At 35.3% G+C, this 21,047-nt stretch carries 20 protein-coding genes; 15 read left to right on the top strand and 5 right to left on the bottom strand.

Annotated features, from left to right (window positions below; translation table 11 throughout):
- Window positions 1-128: 128 nt before the first annotated feature.
- Entirely contained in the window at window positions 129-596 is a 468-nt protein-coding gene (locus tag EZJ43_RS05555) for a hypothetical protein (RefSeq protein WP_133261700.1), read from the bottom strand.
- A gap of 50 nt (window positions 597-646) precedes the next feature.
- Between EZJ43_RS05555 and EZJ43_RS05550 the strand changes: the two genes are divergently transcribed.
- Window positions 647-1,126, top strand: coding sequence for an ABC transporter ATPase (locus EZJ43_RS05550; RefSeq protein WP_133261699.1), 480 nt, complete (start codon window positions 647-649; stop codon window positions 1,124-1,126).
- 88 nt (window positions 1,127-1,214) lie between these two features.
- Window positions 1,215-3,641, top strand: coding sequence for an AsmA family protein (locus EZJ43_RS05545; protein ID WP_133261698.1), 2,427 nt, complete (start codon window positions 1,215-1,217; stop codon window positions 3,639-3,641).
- A 90-nt stretch (window positions 3,642-3,731) separates the two neighbouring features.
- Here EZJ43_RS05545 and mtgA read toward each other — a convergent pair whose 3' ends face one another.
- Window positions 3,732-4,451, bottom strand: a complete 720-nt coding sequence (gene mtgA / locus EZJ43_RS05540; protein ID WP_133261697.1) for a monofunctional biosynthetic peptidoglycan transglycosylase — start codon at window positions 4,449-4,451, stop codon at window positions 3,732-3,734.
- A 124-nt stretch (window positions 4,452-4,575) separates the two neighbouring features.
- Between mtgA and EZJ43_RS05535 the strand changes: the two genes are divergently transcribed.
- The 8 genes from EZJ43_RS05535 to EZJ43_RS05500 all read left to right on the top strand — a co-directional run bounded on the left by EZJ43_RS05535 (window position 4,576) and on the right by EZJ43_RS05500 (window position 12,222).
- Window positions 4,576-4,824 carry a hypothetical protein gene (locus EZJ43_RS05535; RefSeq protein WP_133261696.1) on the top strand — a complete coding sequence of 83 codons (249 nt, stop codon included), beginning with the start codon at window positions 4,576-4,578 and terminating at the stop codon, window positions 4,822-4,824.
- A 36-nt stretch (window positions 4,825-4,860) separates the two neighbouring features.
- Window positions 4,861-5,688, top strand: coding sequence for a KilA-N domain-containing protein (locus EZJ43_RS05530; protein WP_133261695.1), 828 nt, complete (start codon window positions 4,861-4,863; stop codon window positions 5,686-5,688).
- 154 nt (window positions 5,689-5,842) lie between these two features.
- A complete protein-coding gene (locus EZJ43_RS05525; RefSeq protein ID WP_133261694.1) occupies window positions 5,843-7,081 on the top strand; it encodes a porin in 1,239 nt (412 codons plus the stop codon).
- 30 nt (window positions 7,082-7,111) lie between these two features.
- On the top strand, window positions 7,112-8,653 hold the full coding sequence (locus EZJ43_RS05520) for an acyl-CoA carboxylase subunit beta (RefSeq protein ID WP_133261693.1): 1,542 nt from the start codon (window positions 7,112-7,114) through the stop codon (window positions 8,651-8,653).
- Between the two features lie 152 nt (window positions 8,654-8,805).
- On the top strand, window positions 8,806-9,972 hold the full coding sequence (locus EZJ43_RS05515) for an MFS transporter (protein WP_133261692.1): 1,167 nt from the start codon (window positions 8,806-8,808) through the stop codon (window positions 9,970-9,972).
- A gap of 9 nt (window positions 9,973-9,981) precedes the next feature.
- Window positions 9,982-10,575 carry a hypothetical protein gene (locus tag EZJ43_RS05510; protein WP_133261691.1) on the top strand — a complete coding sequence of 198 codons (594 nt, stop codon included), beginning with the start codon at window positions 9,982-9,984 and terminating at the stop codon, window positions 10,573-10,575.
- Window position 10,576: 1 nt separating this feature from the next.
- Window positions 10,577-10,984, top strand: a complete 408-nt coding sequence (locus EZJ43_RS05505; protein ID WP_133261690.1) for a GNAT family N-acetyltransferase — start codon at window positions 10,577-10,579, stop codon at window positions 10,982-10,984.
- A gap of 122 nt (window positions 10,985-11,106) precedes the next feature.
- A complete protein-coding gene (locus EZJ43_RS05500) occupies window positions 11,107-12,222 on the top strand; it encodes a M42 family metallopeptidase (RefSeq protein ID WP_133261689.1) in 1,116 nt (371 codons plus the stop codon).
- Between the two features lie 77 nt (window positions 12,223-12,299).
- Here EZJ43_RS05500 and EZJ43_RS05495 read toward each other — a convergent pair whose 3' ends face one another.
- Window positions 12,300-12,776: a hypothetical protein gene (locus EZJ43_RS05495; protein WP_133261688.1), complete on the bottom strand. Its 477-nt coding sequence runs from the start codon at window positions 12,774-12,776 to the stop codon at window positions 12,300-12,302.
- Between the two features lie 76 nt (window positions 12,777-12,852).
- Here EZJ43_RS05495 and EZJ43_RS05490 point away from each other — a divergent pair, with 76 nt between their 5' ends.
- The 5 genes from EZJ43_RS05490 (at window position 12,853) to EZJ43_RS05470 (ending at window position 17,771) form a co-directional block, all read left to right on the top strand.
- On the top strand, window positions 12,853-13,746 hold the full coding sequence (locus tag EZJ43_RS05490; RefSeq protein ID WP_133261687.1) for a DnaJ C-terminal domain-containing protein: 894 nt from the start codon (window positions 12,853-12,855) through the stop codon (window positions 13,744-13,746).
- Between the two features lie 5 nt (window positions 13,747-13,751).
- On the top strand, window positions 13,752-14,048 hold the full coding sequence (locus EZJ43_RS05485; protein ID WP_133261686.1) for a chaperone modulator CbpM: 297 nt from the start codon (window positions 13,752-13,754) through the stop codon (window positions 14,046-14,048).
- Between the two features lie 90 nt (window positions 14,049-14,138).
- A complete protein-coding gene (locus EZJ43_RS05480) occupies window positions 14,139-15,704 on the top strand; it encodes a helicase HerA-like domain-containing protein (RefSeq protein WP_133261685.1) in 1,566 nt (521 codons plus the stop codon).
- Between the two features lie 97 nt (window positions 15,705-15,801).
- On the top strand, window positions 15,802-16,701 hold the full coding sequence (locus EZJ43_RS05475; RefSeq protein ID WP_133261684.1) for a nucleotidyltransferase family protein: 900 nt from the start codon (window positions 15,802-15,804) through the stop codon (window positions 16,699-16,701).
- Entirely contained in the window at window positions 16,692-17,771 is a 1,080-nt protein-coding gene (locus EZJ43_RS05470; protein WP_133261683.1) for a phosphotransferase enzyme family protein, read from the top strand. Before EZJ43_RS05475 ends, EZJ43_RS05470 begins: the two co-directional genes overlap by 10 nt.
- Window positions 17,772-17,876: 105 nt before the next feature.
- On the opposite strand, the gene EZJ43_RS05465 is transcribed toward EZJ43_RS05470, so the two are convergent.
- Window positions 17,877-18,488 (bottom strand): hypothetical protein, encoded by a 612-nt coding sequence (locus tag EZJ43_RS05465; RefSeq protein ID WP_133261682.1) that lies wholly within the window; start codon window positions 18,486-18,488, stop codon window positions 17,877-17,879.
- A gap of 480 nt (window positions 18,489-18,968) precedes the next feature.
- Complete coding sequence (gene dnaK, locus EZJ43_RS05460; protein ID WP_133261681.1) at window positions 18,969-20,873, bottom strand: molecular chaperone DnaK; 1,905 nt, start codon at window positions 20,871-20,873, stop codon at window positions 18,969-18,971.
- Window positions 20,874-21,047 lie beyond the last annotated feature (174 nt).

The raw sequence follows: 21,047 nt of genomic DNA, 5'->3' as shown, positions 1-21,047 counted from the left end.
ATGAGTTGTTTCAGTGAGTAATTTCATCTTAAGCCCGTCGAAGGACAACTTTTCAACTTTTCACTTTTCACTTTTCACTTTTCACTTTTCACTTTCAACTTTCGACTTTAAACTTCCCACCTTCAACTTCAAAACTTACTACTCAATTCCCTCAAGTTTTCCTTAATTAAGTTAAGGTCTTCGGGTTGGATATTTTTTATGGGGATAATAATTTGAGTAGCCATAGAGTCCACATCGCCGCCCCTATCTCTGTAAGTTTGTACAATAACGTCTTCACCTTTGGTATGCAAATAAAGCTTGCCCGTTTCTGTAGAACCAAAATAATCCAAATCCTTAAACTTAGATAGTTTAAAAGCAAAATATTCTGTTTTTCCGTTGATATAAAAACGTTTATATCTACAGAATCCATTGTTGGTAACATTAAGTTCGTAACGCTTAATTTGATCACTTTCTTGCCCCAAATCATAATGACTGGCAAACGATTTTTGCAGGTAACTCACACCTTCTTCTACAGAATTGATATTCGAAAAAGCACTTAAAATCAATATTAAAAGAGGAAAAAAGCCCAATTTCAAGATAAATGTCAACTTTTTCATAGCAGGGAAGTTTTAAGCTAACCAAGTTAATTATTTTAATAAATTTGTACATGAGTTTTTCTCCACAATCAAAAGTTTGGGTTTACCAAAGCGACAGAAAATTTACAGCTATCGAAGAAAATGAGATTCTTCAAAAGTTAAAATCCTTTACCGAACAATGGAAAGCACACGGAAATGAATTGTTGGCGAAAGCCGAAATCCGTTACGGTTTTTTCATTATTCTCACTGTGGATGAACAGCAGGCAAATGTTACAGGTTGCTCTATCGATAGTTCGGTGCGGTTAATAAAAGATATCGAACAAAAATACGGCGTAGATCTTTTTAATCGTTTTAATATTTCTTACCTATTGAATGACGAAGTTAAAGTTTGCAATAAAGAGGATTTCGAAACGCTCGTAAACATTAAACAAATTACGCCAGCAACAATCGTATTTAATAATATGGTGCAAACCTTGCACGATTTAGAAACCAAATGGGAAGTTCCGTTTAAAAACAGTTGGCATTCAACAGTATTTGCGCACTTATTATAAAGTTAAATTAGTCAAATTTTATAAAACGCATTCTTTGCAAAACAAAAATGCCATTAAAAGCTTATATTGCTGTATATAAATTTCCTATATGGCTCGTTGGCTTAAATTATCGCTCAAAATTCTTTTAGTTTTTATTGGTTTAATTATTTTAATTTGGGTTGGAGGCACACTCTACATCAATAAAAATAAAGAAAGAATTCTTGCTTCAATACTATCTCAAATAAATAAAAATATTAGTGGTAAAATTACTGCCACTAATATGGAGCCAACACTTTTGAGCGGTTTGCCTGATATTTCCGTATCCATAAAAAATGTGCTTTTGAGCGATAGTTTAGCAATCAAACATAAACACAATCTACTTCAAGCAGGCGATATAAATGTTTCGCTTGATATTGCTTCCGTAATTTCTGGAAATATCCGAATAAATAAGATCGTGATAAGTAATGCCTCGGTATATCTTTTTACCGATAGTAACGGGTATAGCAACACTAATATTTTTAAGCAAAAAATTAAAGCTAGCGATGAAAAGCAAACCTCTAGCGTTGCTTTACAAATTAAAAAAGTCGATTTAAAAAATGTTAGCTTAATTATTGATAACCAACAACGGCATAAACTTTTTAGTTTTGATATTAATGAAGTTAACGGGCGATTTAATTTCCCCGATTCTGGCTGGGTGGGAACCTTAAAGTTAAAAACTTTGGTAAAAAGTTTTGCTTTTAATACCGATAAAGGAAGTTTTTTAAAAAATAGCTTAATAGAAGGCACATTGGCTTTTAACTACAATAAGGAGCTCAATCAAATTAACGTAGCGCCAAAACAACTTAATATTGCAGGCTACCCTTTTACAGTTGGTGCAAAAATTAAATTAGCAGAAAAAGCCACCGCATTCGCCATTAGCATTGATATCAAAAACATTTTTTATAAAGATATTTCGTTGTTGCTATCACCCAATATCTCATCAAAATTATTAAAATTTAATCTTGCAAAACCAATAAATATTAGGGGAACTATTGTGGATGACGGAAGTGGCAAATATGGCGATCCGTTGGTTAAAGTTTCTATGGCGGTAAGAAATAATGTAGTTTCTATACCCGATGCAACGTTAACAGACTGCAATTTTGATGGCTATTTTACCAATAGAGATACCGTTGGAGGCATAATTGGTGATGAAAATTCGACCATCAAGTTTTATAAATTAACCGCAAAATATTTTAATGCACCTTTTAAAATAGACACGCTTTTAGTTAACAATTTATCAAGACCAATTGCCACAGGGCTGGTAACTTCTGATTTTCAAATATCCGATCTAAATAATTCATTAGGGAATGAGAATTTTACTTTTAAAGGTGGCAAAGCAATAGTAAAATTATATTGTAAAGCAGATATAGATAATTTTAAATTTACAAAGCCCGATGTATCTGGAAGGGTGCAAATAGTTAATGCAGATATTATGTATTTGCCACGTAAGTTGCAATTACTAAACAGTTCGTTGGATGTTAACTTCAATAAAAATGACTTAACAATAAGCAATGGCCACATTCAGATTGGTAAAAGCGTTTTAAATTTGAATTGTGAGATCAATAATTTTTTAAACTTGTATTACACCAATCCCGAAAAGATTTTGGTTAACCTTCAAATGCATAGTCCGCAACTATATTTGAATGAATTTTTACCGCTACTTGCACCAAGGAATCGCACTGACGTTAAAAAAACTGCAAATTCATCAAAAGCTACAATGGATCAATTAAGTAATGTATTAGCACTTTCGAAAATGAACGTTAATTTAAAGGTTGAGCGAGTAATTTACAACAAATTTGTAGCAAAAAACCTTATGGCCAACATCTCCATAAAGAATGAGGGGATTTATTTTAATAAAATAAACGTTAGAAATGCTGGCGGAACATTAAACTTAACCGGCAATATTCAACAAGAAAAAAACTATAACAAGTACGCAATTGATTCTAAAATTAGCAAAGTTAATGTGAAAGATTTCTTTTACTCATTTGATAATTTCGGACAAAAAACTATTACCAATAAAAACCTTCAGGGTAATTTATCGGCATTGGCTAAAATTAACGGCATAATTTCGCCGAGTGGAACCATTTTACCGAGATCTATAAATGGCAAAGTAATATTTAATTTAAACAATGCTGCGTTATTAAATTTCGAGCCATTAGTTAAAATCGGCCGCTTTGCATTTTCGAACAGAAATTTAGCCGATGTAAAAATTAATAATTTAGATGGTACGCTAAATATTAAGGGTGATAAAATCATCATCGACCCGGTAATGCGCGTAAATTCGAGTGTGCTTAATTTTAACATTCAAGGCACTTATGGCATTAATTCAGGAACAGATATTGCAATGGATATTCCGCTTCGCAACCCTAAAAAAGATGTAGATTTAGATAAAACCGATAGGAAATTTATCCGAATGAAGGGTATAGTTTTGCACTTAAAAGCAGTTGATGATGACAAAGGCGGTATAAAAATTAGATGGAATAAAGACCATGATTAGGAAAAAGAGTTATGAGTTATGAGTTGTAAGTTATAGGTTTTAAGTCGGAACTAATAACCGGTAACTCACAACTGTTAACTGATAACCGAGTTAAAAATCCAACGGTCCTAATCGCCTCATATTCCTCATAATTAAATTTTGGCGGTGGCGAATATAAGCCGTTGGTCTTGCAGGTGTCCAACGCAATGGATTTGGAAAGCATGCCACAATTAACGCAGCTTCGCTTTTAGTCAATGTATTGCACGATTTACCGTAATATGCTTTTGAAGCAGCTTCGGCACCGTAAATTCCATCACCCATTTCTATCACATTAAGATAAACTTCTAAAATACGCTCTTTACTCCAAAAAATCTCGATCAATAAAGTAAAATAGGCCTCAAAGCCTTTTCTAATATATGATCTTCCTGGCCATAAGAATACATTTTTTGCAGTTTGTTGAGATATGGTGCTCCCTCCTTTTATCTTTTTGCCCTTCGCATTACTCGCAATCGCTTTTTCAATTGCATTTACATCGAAGCCTACATGCTTTAAAAAAAGCTGATCTTCTGCAGATACCGCAGCACGTTTCATGTTATCGCTAATTTCATCAAAATTTACCCACTTTTTTTCAGTTTTAAAAGATTTACCAGCGCTTTTTCGTTCAATATTTCTTAAAACCATTAAAAGTGTAATCGGTGGGTTGATAAACCGCAGTGCAATTACCCACACTATAGAAACCAAAAGAAAATATACCAAAACCTTCGATGCGATATTGGTAATTTTTTTCAGAAATGGATGTCTTGATTTCTGTTGGGATCTAGTTTTAGCCATACTACAAAGGTATATAAAATGAATAATTACAAATGAATTTCTGTTTTGATTTTAAGGGATTAGAATTACTGTAATTTTGTCCAGAAATAAAGCATAAACAGAAGTTAAAAATAAGCCAGATAAAATGTCCGGTTTAGATTTAAAGAAAAATATAATAAAGAGTGAGGAAACGACCGTTCAACTCAAGTTGTTAATTAGTTGCTTAACCAATTGGAAAAATAGCAACACAGCAACGCAATTGTTAAACGAAGGTTTACAACAAATTGGAGAAAATCCAACTACAGAGGACTTACATACTATTATTATCGACCGAATAAATTTATTAGTAAATGAAGAAAAACCAAGCGGAAATGATTCTGTTTTGGTGGGATAAAAATTATTAATTTTACCATAACAAAAACCAAATACTATGGCAAAGAATAAGAAAATTACAGTTCAACAAATTGATATTGTTTTGTATGAAGACAATAAGGAGGATTATATTTCTTTGACGGATATTGCAAGATACAAAGATGCTGAACACACTGATAGTATTATCCAAAATTGGATGCGTAACCGAAACACCATAGAGCTGTTGGGTTTTTGGGAAACTATGTATAATACTGATTTTAAACCCCTCGAATTCGAGGGGTTTAGAAAACAAGCCGGACTAAACAGTTTTGTAATGACACCCAAACGATGGATTGAAACTACCAATGCCATCGGTATTGTTTCAAAAGCAGGAAGATATGGAGGGACTTTTGCTCATAAGGACATTGCTTTAGAATTTGCTTCGTGGATTTCTATAGAATTTAAGCTCTACGTAATAAAGGAATTTCAACGTTTAAAAGAAGAAGAGAACAATCAGGATAAATTAGGTTGGAATTTGCAACGAACCATTTCAAAAATCAATTACCGCATTCATACTGATGCAATAAAAGAGAATTTGATTCCAAAAGAAATTACAAACCAGCAAGCTATTTTTGTATATGCCAACGAAGCAGATTTATTAAACGTGGCACTTTTTGGCATGAGTGCTAAAGAGTGGCGAGAGAAAAATCCTAGCAACAAAGGGAATATCCGTGATGAAGCGACCATCGAACAATTGGTTGTATTAAGCAATATGGAAAGTATTAATGCACTTTTAATCCGTAAAAAAATATCGCAAAGTGAACGATTGATGGAGCTTAATAAAGTTGCCATTACGCAAATGAAGTCATTGTTGGAAAGTAAAATGCTAAAAAAAATAAAAAAATAGATGAACGTTTACAACAAACTGGAAAAAACCTAAATGTTGATGACTTACACCCACTTGTTATCGACTAAATGAACTTGTTTTCTTCAACAAGAATGTAATTTAACTTTCAGCGCAAATGAAATAATTGTGCAAATTAAATTTTAGTTTTGCATTTATGAAAAAACTGCTGCTTTCAATCCTTTCTTTCGCTTTTTTAACAGCTTCGGCACAAAATAATAACAATGCACCGTCTAGTTATGATGTTCACGATATTAAAATAACAGGCTACCTACAAACTCAATTCCAAACCGCACAATCGCCAGGAATTACCTCTTTTTCTGGGGGCGATTTCGCAGAAAATTCTGATAATAGATTCATCATCAGGCGGGGAAGATTAAAAATAGATCGAGTTGATAAATATTCGAGCATCGTTTTTCAATTAGATGGCACACAAAATGGCGTTCAGTTGGTAGATGCTTTCATTCAATTAAGAGAACCTAAATTAAAAAGCCTGAGCTTAACCGCCGGTTTATTTAATCGCCCATTCGGGTATAATATTGTGTATTCTTCTGGATATAGAGATTTCCCTGAACGCCCTAGAGTTTTCCAAACCATTATGCCAAGAGAAAGAGATATTGGCGTACTTGCTGGATATAGACCGCATAATCAACTTAAATTTTTAACTTTAGAATTTGCTGTTATAAATGGAAGTGGTTTAACATCAAAAGATTTTGATTCGAAAAAAGACTTTATAGGCAACATTGCTATCAAGTTTGATAGTTTAGCCCACAATAAATTTCACTTAAATTTTGGAGGTTCAGTTTATAAAGGAACGCTTAAAAATGATACAAAAACCTACTACTCTTCAACACCTGGTGGATTTATAGAAAATACAAATGATGATATTAAGGGGAAGTTTTTAGAACGTAACTACTATGGTGCAAACCTTCAATTAGCGTACGACAATACTTTTGGTGCAACAACTTTTAAAACTGAATATGTTGCGGGTAAACAACCCGGTGTTGCCAGTTCAAATTCGCTAAAAGGACCGTATGCAAGTCAGAGTTTTTCTGTACAACCTTTAACAAACCTTTATGCACGTAATTTTTCGGGTTATTATTTTTGGGTTACGCAACAAATTTTTAAAACCAAACTCGAAGCTTTAATCAGTTACGATGTTTACGACCCAAACACGGCCGTTAAAGGCAGTGACATTGGCAAAGCCAATACATTTACTACCGCTGGTGATGTTAAATATAGTACCTTAGGCTATGGATTAACCTACCAAGTGAACGACCGTATAAAATTTACAGTGTACAACGAAAATGTAAAAAATGAAAGTACATTGCTTAAAGAAGTGCCAAATGACATTAGAGATGATGTATTTACCGCACGTTTACAGTATAGATGGTAATTTAAAATCCCCAATTTTTATCCAATTAATATGAAAAGGAAAATAGCGAATCTTCAAGCTAAAATTGCTGAAGCGAAATTAGGAGGTGGACAAAACAGGATAGATAGTCAGCATAAAAAAGGAAAACTAACGGCTAGAGAAAGAATTCATTTTTTGGTTGATGAAGGTACTTTTGAAGAAATTGGCATGATGGTTACGCACCGGAGTACAGATTTTGGTATGGAAACCGAAAAATATTTAGGCGACGGGGTAATTACTGGTTACGGTAACGTAAACGGAAGATTAGCCTATATTTTCTCGCAAGACTTTACCGTATTTGGAGGGTCTTTATCAGAAACCCATGCCGAAAAGATATGCAAACTGATGGAAATGGCTATGAAAAACGGCGCGCCGCTAATTGGTTTAAACGATAGCGGTGGCGCACGGATTCAAGAAGGTGTAGTTTCTTTAGGTGGCTATGCCGATATTTTTTATCGCAACGTACAAGCGTCGGGTGTTATCCCACAATTATCGGCAATAATGGGTCCGTGTGCGGGCGGTGCGGTATATTCTCCTGCCATAACCGATTTTATTTTAATGGTAGAAAACACATCTTATATGTTTGTTACTGGGCCAAACGTGGTTAAAACGGTTACACATGAGGAAGTTACTTCAGAAGAATTAGGCGGTGCAAATACACATGCAACAAAATCGGGTGTTACTCATTTTGCTTGCGCCAACGAAATTGAGGCAATCAACCATGTTAAAAAGTTATTGAGCTATATGCCTCAAAATTGCGAGGAAGTGGCCGAAAATTTACCTTATCAAAAAACGGACGAAAGCAGACCATCGCTAAATACTTTTTTACCAGAAAATGTAGCACACCCTTATGATGTAAGAGAAATCATTTCAGCAATTGCTGATGGAGATAGTTTTTTAGAAGTACACAAAGATTTTGCAGAAAACATTGTAGTTGGTTTCGCCCGTTTAGCGGGAAGAAGCATTGGAATTGTAGCCAATCAACCTGCTTATCTTGCTGGGGTTTTAGATAGTAATTCGGCCATAAAAGCAGCACGTTTTGTCAGGTTTTGCGATTGTTTCAATATCCCATTGTTGGTATTGGAGGATGTACCAGGCTTTTTACCCGGAACGGATCAAGAGTGGAATGGTATTATTACCAATGGTGCTAAATTGCTTTTTGCTTTCAGCGAAGCAACCGTTCCACGTATTACCGTAATTACCCGCAAAGCTTATGGTGGTGCTTACGATGTAATGAATAGCAAGCACATTGGTGCCGATATGAACTATGCATGGCCAAGTGCCGAAATTGCCGTTATGGGTGCGAAAGGTGCTGCCGAAATTATTTTTAAACGAGAAATAGCCACAGCAGAAAACCCCCAAGAAAAATGGTTAGAAAAGGAAAAGCAGTATTCAGATATATTCGCAAATCCTTACCGCGCTGCCGAAAGAGGTTTTATTGATGAAGTGATTGAACCTGCACAAACTAGGGCTAAATTAATAAAGGCTTTTAAAATGCTCGAGAATAAAGTGGTTAATAATCCAAGAAAAAAACACGGAAACATACCTTTGTAGGGATGAAAGGTAGATGGTTATGAGGTAGAAGCTTTGGCAGAGGCTTTCCATTTAGAAAAGTGCGAGATAGAATAAAGCCCGTTAATCTTTATACGCTAACCTCTTAACACCTAAACCCTAACCAACCAAAAACGAACAAACCAAAAAACGAAATGATTTTAAAAAGAGCCGACATTTTGCTTATGGCATTTTGTACCGCCATAATTGTTGCAAATATTTATTACTGCCAACCTTTAGTTATTTTGGTGGCAAAAGAATTTCACATTAGCGAAACCTATGCAGGGCGAATAACTTACCTCACTCAAATAGGCTATGCCATTGGCCTGTTTCTTTTGGTGCCACTTGGCGATATGTTCGAGCGTAAAAAGCAGATTCTTATTATTTCTGCCTTTGCTGTTTTGTCTTTATTATTGGCTGCATTTTCCAAAAGTTTTTTGCTTTTAGAAATCGCTAGCGTGTTAATCGGTGCAACATCAATCGTACCTCAACTTATTTTACCCTTAACCGCAAATTTAAGCACCGATGAAAATCGAGGTCACAACATTGGTATTGTAATGAGTGGCTTATTGGTGGGCATTTTAGCTTCGCGGGCAATAAGTGGCAGTATTGGCTTTTGGCTTGGCTGGCGGGCAATGTATTTTATCGCCGCTGGGATGGGCATTTTGCTAATCGCTTTAATGGCTAAGCGTTTTCCAGTCAGTTTACCTTCGTTTAAAGGCACATACAAACAACTCATTAGCTCCATGTTTGGCTATATTAAAACCCAACCTGTTTTAAGAGAAGCGTCTATCGTAAATTTTTTGGCATTTGCGCTATTAAGTGGTTTCTGGACAACCATGGTGCTTTTTCTCGCAAACCCTCCTTTTAATTATCAAACTTTAGAAATTGGTTTATTCGGAATAGCGGGCGCCGCAGGTGCTTTAGCCGCACCTTTAGTGGGTAAACTTAGTGGTGGCAGCAATCCACGTCAAAATTTAATGATTGGATTTATCATGCAACTTTTAAGTTTGTTGTTATTTTATTTTACAGGTAGTCATATTTATCTATTTGTAATCGGGATTATCCTAATCGATATTGGTCAGCAGGCCATACACGTTACCAATCAAACCAGAATTTACACCTTAGTTCCCGAAGCTCGAAATCGATTAAACACGGTATTTATGTCGGTGAGTTTTATTGGTGCAAGTACGGGTTCTGCCTTGGGTTTATGGCTTTGGAGCATGGGCGGTTGGGCATTATTCTGCTACGGCATGACAGGAATTACGATGCTTAACATGCTTATTTACAAAATTTACGGCAAAAAAATATTTACGAATTAAATCAAACTCATGAAATCTAAGTACGCAATCAAAACGCTCTGCATTAGTTTAATTGTATTCGCATTTGCAATTAAAGTAAATGCACAAGACAGTACAAAAAATCATCAAACAACTACCATCAACTCGTTAACTAAAATTAAAGCATATCTTATTGGTATAGGCATCGAACGCGAGCAGAAAGTTGGCAATCAATCCATTATTTATTTCGGTGGTGCTATAGAAAGTGTTGTACCTTTTTTCCCAATGCAACCTTTTGGCGCAAGCGATGCATTGATGATAGACTACAGCATAAATTTTTCGCCTTTAGTATATTTAGGCTTTAGAAATTATTACAACCTGCTATCAAGAACAAAAAAAGGTAAAGCTACCAAAAATAACAGCGCAAGTTTTGTTGGTTTAGAGTACAGTTTAATTGCACCGATTTTAATTCATAAACGCTACACCTCAAATTTTGTAAATTCAATCTCTCCAGTTTGGGGTTTTCAAAATAATTTATCAAAAAACTTAAATTTAGAACTCGTTATTGGTCCATCGTTCCAAACAGATTTTACAAAAAGCCGTGTATCAGCCCTTGCAAAATTTGGATTCAGTTATTTGTTGTAATATGGTTCAAATAGAGCAAATTTACCCTTCATTAACTTGGCGAATTAGGCAGGAAACCATGTATCCCGATCAATCGCTCGATTTTGTAAAACTTGAAGATGATTTTGATGGCATTCATTTTGGGTTGTATGTAAATCATCATTTAACAGGCGTAGTTTCATTATTTCAAAACGAACACAACTATCAATTTAGGAAACTTGCAATTTTGCCACACCAACAAGGCAAAGGGTTTGGTACAGCATTGCTCAACTATATATTAAATTTTTGTAAAATTCAGAACGCCACAAGCATTTGGTGCAACGCAAGAGTAAATGCAAAAGAATTTTATGCTAAATTTGATTTTAGCGAGATGAATCAAACTTTTACAAAAAATGAGATTCATTATTTAATTATGGAATTGCAATTTTAAGCGTCATTGGGTCAAGTATTATAACTTACAAATGGCAAAAAATAAGAAAACAACACAAAGGGTTTATGATTTAGTTTAGCATTTGCAATTCTAACATCGTAAACCTAAAATCTAAAATACACATGGCAAAGAAAAAAGAAGACGAAAAGAAAAAACACGTTGCTGTAGTGACCAAAAAATCGCTTCAGTTTTTAGAAGAATACATCAATAATCCTGCGCCAACCGGTTACGAGTGGGAAGGGCAAAAAATATGGTTAAACTACTTAAAACCATATATTGATGAGCATTTTATAGATAATTACGGAACTGCAGTTGGTGTGATAAACCCTAAAGCGCCCTATAAAGTAGTAATTGAAGCACATGCTGATGAGATATCTTGGTATGTAAATTACATTACCAGCGATGGTTTAATTTACGTTATCCGCAATGGCGGATCAGATCATCAAATTGCGCCTTCAAAACGTGTAAATATCCACACCGAAAAAGGAATGGTTAAAGCTGTTTTTGGTTGGCCAGCAATACATACCCGCCATGGCGAAAAAGAACAAGCACCAGAATTAAAAAATATTTTTCTCGATTGCGGTTGCATCACTAAAGAAGAAGTAGAAAAATTGGGTATCCACGTAGGTTGCGTAATTACTTACGAAGATGAGTTTATGATTTTGAACGATCGCTACTACGTTGGTCGTGCTTTAGATAACCGTGTTGGTGGTTTTATGATTGCCGAAGTTGCCCGCTTATTAAAAGAAAATAAGAAAAAACTGCCTTTTGGGTTATACATTGTTAACTCGGTACAGGAAGAAATTGGTTTACGCGGTGCCGAGATGATTGCACAACGGATTAAACCTAACGTGGCTATTATAACCGATGTAACGCATGACACCACAACGCCAATGATTAACAAAAACATTCAGGGCGATTTATCGGCAGGTAAAGGTCCGGTGGTTTCTTATGCACCAGCTGTGCAAACCAATTTGAATAAATTACTAATTAAAACTGCCGAGAAGAACGACATTCCTTTCCAACGTCAGGCTTCATCCCGTTCTACCGGAACCGATACCGATGCTTTTGCATACTCAAACGGTGGCGTTCCATCGGCATTAATATCGTTGCCTCTACGCTATATGCACACCACCGTAGAAATGGTGCACAAAGAAGATGTTGATAATGTAATTACCTTAATTTACGAAAGTTTGCTAAACATTAAAGCCGATCAGGATTTTAGAGAGTTTAAGTAAGGAATAAAGCGCAAGGATTAAGGAACAAAGATTGGGTCTGAGGTTAATTTCTCAGACCTTTTTTTGTTCAATAAAATTTAATTTCGACCATCTTCATTTAACAGTTTACCTAACGCGTTCATCTCCGCAATTGGAAAATCCCTTGCCCATTTCTCGTGATAACCGCTTTCACTATATTCTATCAGCAAATTATTTATTTCCTTATAAACCAGTTTTGAAAAATCCAATAATTTATCATCTTGAAAATATACTTTTGTCGAATCTATTGCTATCGCTTCATAATCATCGTCTAGCAAAACATCATCATAAAATTCAATAGTCAGATCGTTATCCAAATTTTTAAAAAAAAGAGAAATTTCGCAAGGTTCTTGTGCAAAGTTAATCCGCTCGAAACAGCTTTCTTTTTTGAGAAACTTGTTTAGGCTGTTAAGCAGAATGGGTAACGGATCAGCTAAATATGAAAATATAAAATCCAAACTTTTATTTCGATCATTAGCTATTTCAAATTTCGCCCAACCTGTGCCCACGAGTTCATATTTAAAAAAATTGGTCATTATCTAATTTACCTTATTTTAAATTAACTTTACTCACAAAACTGGAACATTATTAATTCCCACTTGTTTAAACATTATGGACTACATAGATTATTATAAAATCTTAGATTTAAAAAAAAGCGCTTCTGCCGATGAAATTAAAAAAGCTTATCGAAAGTTCGCTCGAAAACACCATCCCGATTTAAATCCAAATAACGAAGAGGCCAACAAAAAATTCCAGCAAATTAATGAGGCCAATGAGGTTTTAAGTGATCCTGATAAGAGAAAGAAATACGATAAATACGGTAAGGATTGGCAACATGCCGATCAGCTAGATGCGCAACAGAAACAACAAAGACAATACCAATCGCAAGGTGGCAACCCATTTGGCGGTGGTGGTGGTGGATTTGAAGGTGGCGATTTTTCTGATTTCTTCTCGTCTATGTTTGGCGGCGGAGGTGGTAGAAGCAACCAACGCTCACCATTTAGAGGGCAAGATTACACATCAGATATAAAACTTAACTTACTGGATGTTTACACCACACATAAACAAACCTTAACCGTAAACGGAAAGCAGGTTAGAATTACCATTCCGGCAGGTGTAGAAAATGGACAAAAAATTAAACTGCCAGGTTATGGCGCGCCAGGGGCAAATAATGGCCCTCCGGGAGATTTGTACATCAGTTTTTCCATTGCAGATCATCCAAAATTTAAGCGTAAGGGAAATGATCTTCACATCCAAGAAGATTTAGATTTGTACACAGCCGTATTAGGTGGAGAAAAAATTATAGAAACGCCGAGTGGAAAAGTTAAATTAAATATACCGGCTCCTACCCAACCAGATTCTACATTAAGACTAAAAGGAAAAGGCTTTCCTGTATATAAAAAAGAAAATCAGTTTGGCGATTTATACATAAAATGGCAGGTTAAACTACCAACCTCACTAACAGAAGAACAAAAAGAATTATTTGAAAAACTTTCCAAACTTTAAGCATTATGGAAAATACCCTTATTCCGGTAATTGATTTCTGCATCCACCATAAAGTAGAAATTACTTTTATACAATCGTTAGCAGATTATGGCCTCGTACATACTAAAACGATAGAAAAAAATGTTTTTATAAATACCGATGACTTATCAAAGCTTGAAAAATTCTTGAGACTATCGCAAGATCTGAGCATCAATTTAGAAGGTATACACGCCGTTTCGCATCTGTTAGATCAGTTGTACAAAATGGAAGTTGAAATGCTAAGCTTAAAAAATGAGCTTAACTATTACAAACAAATTCAATAAAAAAATTGATTCGCAATTGATCAACTTGTAGCTTAAAATGATTCTATTTTTAAGATTAGTTTATTAAATTGCAAGCTTAAATTAATATAAATGAGCGATTCTTCAAGAAAATTCATCGAAAAAATTAAATCAGCATACGCACCAACAGGTTCATACATTTACTTGGGTGCAGGAATGTTAGATGGAGAAGTGTACAGTGAGGCCGAAGTAAATTTATCGTTAAAAATGATGAATAGACACGGCTTAATTGCTGGTGCCACCGGTACAGGAAAAACAAGAACATTACAGTTACTTGCCGAACAACTTTCTGATGCAGGTGTGCCGGTTTTTATGCTCGATGTAAAGGGCGATTTGTCTGGCTTAAACCAGCCCGGAAGTTCCAATCCTAAAATTGAAGATAGAGCAAAACAATTAAACAAACCATTTTCTCCAAGCGGTTTCCCAATAGAACTATATTCGCTAAGTGGCAAATCGGGGGCACAAATGCGCGCTACAGTTACAGAATTTGGACCTGTATTACTTGCAAAAATATTAGAATTAAACGATACACAAACAGGTGTTTTAGCTGTAATATTTAAATATGCAGATGATAATAAAATGCCAATTGTTGACTTGAACGACTTAAAAAAATTATTAAGTTATTTATCTGAAGGAGATGGCGCTGCCGAAATTAAAGGTAGTTACGGCTCAATTTCTACCGCAACATCTAGTACCGTACTTCGAAAAATTGTTGCCATAGAGCAACAGGGCTTAGCCGGCATGTTTGGCGAAACATCTTACGATATTGCAGATTTATTTAATAAAATTGATGGCAAAGGTGTAATTAGTTTATTAAATATTGCCGATGTACAAAACCAGCCGGTATTGTATTCTACCTTTTTATTGAGCCTATTGGCAGAAATTTATCAATCAATGCCGGAATCGGGAGATTTAGATAAACCTAAACTTGTTTTCTTTTTTGATGAAGCCCACCTCCTATTTAATGATGCACCGAAAGCCTTTTTAGATCAAGTTAACACCATCATTCGTTTAATTCGCTCTAAAGGAATTGGTGTATTTTTCTGCACGCAATCGCCAATGGATATTCCAGAAACAGTTTTGGCGCAATTGGGAAACCGTGTACAACATGCGCTTAGGGCATTTACGCCAAATGATGTTGATGCACTTAAGAAAACAGTCAACACGTATCCAAAATCAGATTTCTATCAAATAGATAAAATGTTAACCTCGTTGGGTACTGGGCAAGCACTGGTAACGGTTTTAAATGAAAAAGGAATCCCTACGGAAGTTGCAGCAACAATGCTTACTCCACCACGTGCAGTAATGGGGCCAATGGCAGCAATAGATTGCGAAAAACTAATGCAAGCAAGTCCGTTGTTTTCAAAATATCAAAAAACGATAGATCCTGTAAGTGCTTTTGAGATGCTAACCGATAGAGTTAACCAAAAATTAGCGGAAGAAAATGAGGTGAAAGCGGCAGCAGAAGCGCAGAAACAAGCCGAAGTGGCCAGTAAGCCAAAGCCCGGCGAGAAAACCATCGTAGAGCAAGTTATGGGCGCCACAATTACACGCCAAATTGGTAAAGAAATTGTACGTGGTATTTTCGGTATGTTAACTGGCAAAAAACCAAGAGGTGGTGGCTTATTCGGGTTTTAAGAACAAAAAGATATAAAACTTAATAAAACCTCATCAAATAAACACTTCCAGTGTAGAATTAAACTTTAATTTCTTTTAAAATTACTATTTTCGCAATATGAAACCTACTTTATTAATATTAGCAGCTGGGATGGCGAGCCGTTACGGCAGTATGAAACAAATTGACGGATTTGGCCCTAATGGTGAAACCATTATCGACTACTCTATTTATGACGCAATAAAAGCCGGATTTGGTAAAGTTGTATTCATTATTAAAGAAGAATTTGTAGAAAACTTTAAAGCTATTTTCGAACCTAAATTAGCAGGAAAGATAGAAACTGATTACGTTTTCCAAAACTTCGACCTAAAGCAATTTGGTATTGAAGAAGAAATATACAGAGAAAAACCTTGGGGTACTGCACACGCAATATTATCAGGTAGAAACGCCATAAAGGAACCATTTTGTGTGATTAATGCCGATGATTATTATGGCTTTGATGCATTTAAGAAAATGGTAGATTTTTTAGAAAACGAAGCTACAGATAGTCAATATTCCATTATAGGTTACGAGTTGGGCAAAACACTTTCTGAGTTTGGCGCAGTTTCTCGCGGTGTTTGTAAAGTGGATGAAAATGGAAATTTGGAAGAAATTGTTGAGCGTACAAAAATTTACCCAAAAGGTGATGCAATTGTTTACGAAGAAGATGATAAAGAATATCCATTAGCTTTTGAAACGCCAGTATCGATGAATTTTTGGGGCTTTACACCTGCGGTTTTTAAAATTACTGAAAACTTGTTTAAAGCGTTTGCAATGGCAAATAAAGATAAGCCGAAAGCAGAGTTTTTTATTCCGTTAATTGGTGAAAACTTGGTAAAATCTAAAACAGCCGATTTTAAAGTAATTCCTACTTCTAACAAATGGTTTGGCGTAACTTACAAAGAAGATAAACCTTATGTTCAAGATTGTATTAATCAATTAGTAAAAGACGGCACCTATCCAGAATCTTTATGGAATTAAATTCTAGCAATGAGGTTTTAGCTGCTTACGGATTTTCAAAGGATAACACATCAATTGCTAAAGTAGGTTCAGGATTAATTAATCACACCTACTTAATTCAACCAAAAAGTGGAGATAAAAAATTTATCCTTCAGCAAATAAATACCAATGTATTTAAAAACCCGTGGGCTATTGCAAATAATATTGAAGCGATTTCTGATTATTTAGCAAAAGAATTCCCAAGCTATTATTTCATCAAGCCAATAAAAACTTTAAGTGGTTTGGAAATGGCTGTGGTAAATGATGAATATTGGAGAATGTTGCCATTTGTAAGCGACACCGTTTCTCTTGATGTATTGAGTGAACCGGAACAAGCTTATGAAGCAGCAAAGCAATTTGGCAAACTAAGTATGTTGCTAAATAATTTTGATGCAGCTATGTTAGAGCCAACAATCCCTGGATTTCACGATTTAGGTTTACGTTTTGATCAATTTTCTAAAGCATTGCTAGATACATCGAATGATTTAAAACAGCAAGCAAAAGCGCAGATTGAGGATGCTTTAGAACACAAATATATTTTAGATTATTTTAAATCTTACGCCAAGAGAAGTGATTTTCCAAATCGCGTAATACACCACGATACGAAAATCAGTAATGTTCTTTTAGATAACAAAAGCTTTATCGGTATTTGCGTAATTGATTTAGATACCATAATGCCTGGGAAGTTTATTTCTGATTTGGGCGATATGATGAGAACCTACCTGTGTGCTTTTTCGGAAAATGAAGTAGATTTATCAAAAATTAAGATTCGAATTCCTTACTTCGAGGCGATGATTAAAGGCTATTTATCTGAAATGAAAAATAGCTTAACTGAAACTGAAAAAGAACTTATTCTATTTTCGGGTAAATACATCATTTATATGCAAGCCTTGCGTTTTTTAACAGATTTTTTAAATGGAAGCGTTTACTACCCTACGGATTATACCACACAAAACTTAGATAGAACTAAAAATCAGTTTAAGTTGCTAAGCGAAGTCTTCGAAAATGAAAAAATATTGCAAGATATTATCGAAGAAAATTTAATCAACTAACCAAATGCATCAGAGCTTATTTTAATTGATAAGCTCTTTTTTTGTGCGCAATAGTTTGCTTTGCGATGATTTAACTTGGATGAGTTTGTTAGTACTATACAGTCGCTAACCATCACCTTTAACAAGCATACGCAACAATAAAAAAGGAGAGATAATCAATACCGAACCCCACAAATTTTCGGGACTAAAGGTCTGCTCATATTTTAATACCAAGAAAAATATTAACATGCCACCCAAAACTATAGAAACATGCAACACGATCATATTTGCGGTAAATGCATCGTAGCTGGGCTCGAGGCCGCTGTTCATTCTATGGTAGATAATTCTTTCGATTACAATGAACATTAAGTTGAGGTTAAAAAAGATATTTTGAAATAAAACAACTTGAAAGTTAATTTTCATAGCAGCATCATTGCTCCAATTGGCAATCAACCCAAAAAATACAACAATAAACACCCAATAAATTCCAAGTAAAAAAAACCGAGGCGAAATACCCAATTTGGCTTCAGGTGTGGCTTCGGTTTCGGCGCTCGCCTTTTTAGAAAGTATTAAATCTATAATTGTGCGCAATACCTCTGAAAACCAAAATAAATAAATGATGTAGAAAACTGTAGTTTGTTTATAAATGATTGATGTAATCGTAAGTACGAACATCACCAATACACCGAGCGATTGGATTTTTTTAGCTGCATCGAAGAATAACTTTAAAAATTTCATTGTTTTATTGGCATATTAGTTAACTAACTTACAGTCTAATAGTCTTTTATGAATAAAAATCCTAACACACTTCGTTTTCCTAAATTATCTATTGCAAGTATAAGAATAAATTTAAATACGAGGTAGATATGTAGATGCTTACTAAATGCACAATGTATTGTTTCTAAACCCGACAGTAGCGGTAGCCCAAGCTTTTTCTGCTTGGCTATAGCAAATGGCGGGACTGAATTTGCCGAAAAGCGCCGAACCTTACGTTTTCAAAAAAAAAATTATTTACACTTCTATTAATGTGCAAAAGCTAATAACCTGTTTAACTTAAAAGCTGAAATAATAAGATTGCTTCGTGGGCTGAAAAAGCCTTCTGGCAATACCGACTAACGAACAAAAAAAAGCGTTACTGAACTTAATCAGCAACGCTTTTTCTATTAATAATCTTCAAACTTTCTGACTTTTCGGTCTTCCCGTCTTTCTGACTAAAAACTATTTTTCTTCTTTCACTTCTTCAAAATCAACATCAGTAACGTTATCAGCACCTGCTTCTGGTTGTCCATCTGCTTGTGGTTGACCATCACCTTGAGGCTGTCCGCCATCTTTGTACATTTCTTCTGAAGCTACATTCCAAGCTGCTTGTAATTCTGCTTGTGCTGCATCGATATCTGCAAAGTTACGAGAACCATGTGCTGCTTTTAATTTCTCTAAACCAGCTTCGATTGGCGCTTTCTTATCAGCTGATAATTTTTCACCAAACTCTTTCAATTGTTTCTCTGTAGAGAAAATTAAAGCATCTGCTCCGTTAATTTTGTCAGCTTCTTCTTTCTGCTTAGCATCTTCAGTTGCGTTCGCTTCAGCTTCTTCTTTCATTTTCTTAATCTCAGCATCAGTTAAACCTGAAGAAGCTTCGATACGGATTTTTTGCTCTTTACCAGTTGCTTTATCTTTCGCACTTACGTGTAAAATACCGTTAGCATCAATATCAAAAGCTACTTCTACTTGTGGTACACCACGTGGCGATGGTGGAATACCATCTAAAATGAAACGGCCAATTGTACGGTTTTGACCAGCCATTGGGCGCTCTCCTTGTAAAATGTGAATTTCTACTGATGGCTGATTATCAGCTGCAGTTGAGAAAGTTTCAGATTTTTTAGTTGGAATTGTTGTGTTAGACTCGATTAATTTAGTCATTACACCACCCATAGTTTCGATACCTAATGATAAAGGCGTAACGTCTAACAACAATACATCTTTAACATCACCTGTTAAAACACCACCTTGAATAGCAGCACCAATTGCCACAACCTCATCAGGATTTACACCTTTACTTGGCTCTTTACCGAAGAAAGCTTTTACAGCTTCTTGGATTGCTGGCATACGGGTAGAACCACCAACTAAAATAATTTCGTCAATATCGCCTACGCTTAAACCTGCGTTTTTCAAAGCCGATTTACAAGGATCAATTGTACGTTTAATTAAACTATCAGCTAATTGCTCAAATTTAGCACGACTTAATGTACGCACTAAGTGTTTCGGGCCGCTAGCATCAGCAGTAATGTATGGTAAGTTAATTTCAGTAGAAGTTGTGCTCGATAATTCAATTTTAGCTTTCTCGGCAGCTTCTTTTAAACGTTGTAAAGCCATTGGGTCTTTAGCTAAGTCCATGCTGTTTTCAGCTTTAAACTCGTCTGCCAACCAATCAATAATAACGTGGTCAAAGTCATCACCACCTAAGTGCGTATCACCATCAGTAGATTTTACTTCAAAAACACCATCACCTAATTCTAAAACAGAAACATCATGCGTACCACCACCACAATCAAAAACAACAATTTTCATGTCTTTGTGTGCCTTGTCTAAACCATAAGCTAAAGCAGCTGCAGTTGGTTCGTTAATGATACGTTTTACGGTTAAACCAGCAATTTCGCCAGCTTCTTTAGTAGCCTGACGTTGTGCATCGTTAAAATAAGCTGGTACAGTAATAACCGCTTCAGTAACTTCCTGACCCAAGAAATCTTCAGCAGTTTTTTTCATTTTCTGCAAAATCATTGCAGAAATTTCCTGTGGAGTGTATTTTCTGTCGTCGATTTCAACACGTGGTGTGTTGTTATCGCCTTTAACTACTTTGTAAGGTACGCGTCCAGCTTCTTTCGCACATTCGTCGTAGCTGTTACCCATAAAGCGTTTAATCGAATAAATCGTTTTTGTTGGGTTGGTTATAGCCTGACGTTTAGCTGAGTCACCAACTTTACGTTCGCCGTTTTCTGCAAAAGCAACAATAGATGGTGTAGTACGTTTGCCCTCACTATTTGCAATAACTACAGGCTCATTGCCTTCCATTACGCTCACACAAGAGTTTGTTGTTCCTAAATCTATTCCAATAATTTTTCCCATTGTATTTTGTATTTTCTTTCTTTTTAAAGTATTGTAATTTCTACCTATTAAACAATGCTTGTGCCAATTGGTTTTTGGCAGAAAATAGTCGCAAAAAACTGTTAAAATGTAAAAAAAATCGTTATTTGATACTGACAGCATGACAGAAGAGAGCGGCTGAGGTTGAGATTAAGG

It is taken from the genome of Pedobacter changchengzhani (assembly GCF_004354365.1).
Classification (GTDB): Bacteria; Bacteroidota; Bacteroidia; order Sphingobacteriales; family Sphingobacteriaceae; genus Pedobacter; species Pedobacter changchengzhani.
This window is presented reverse-complemented; position numbering and strand designations above follow the sequence as displayed.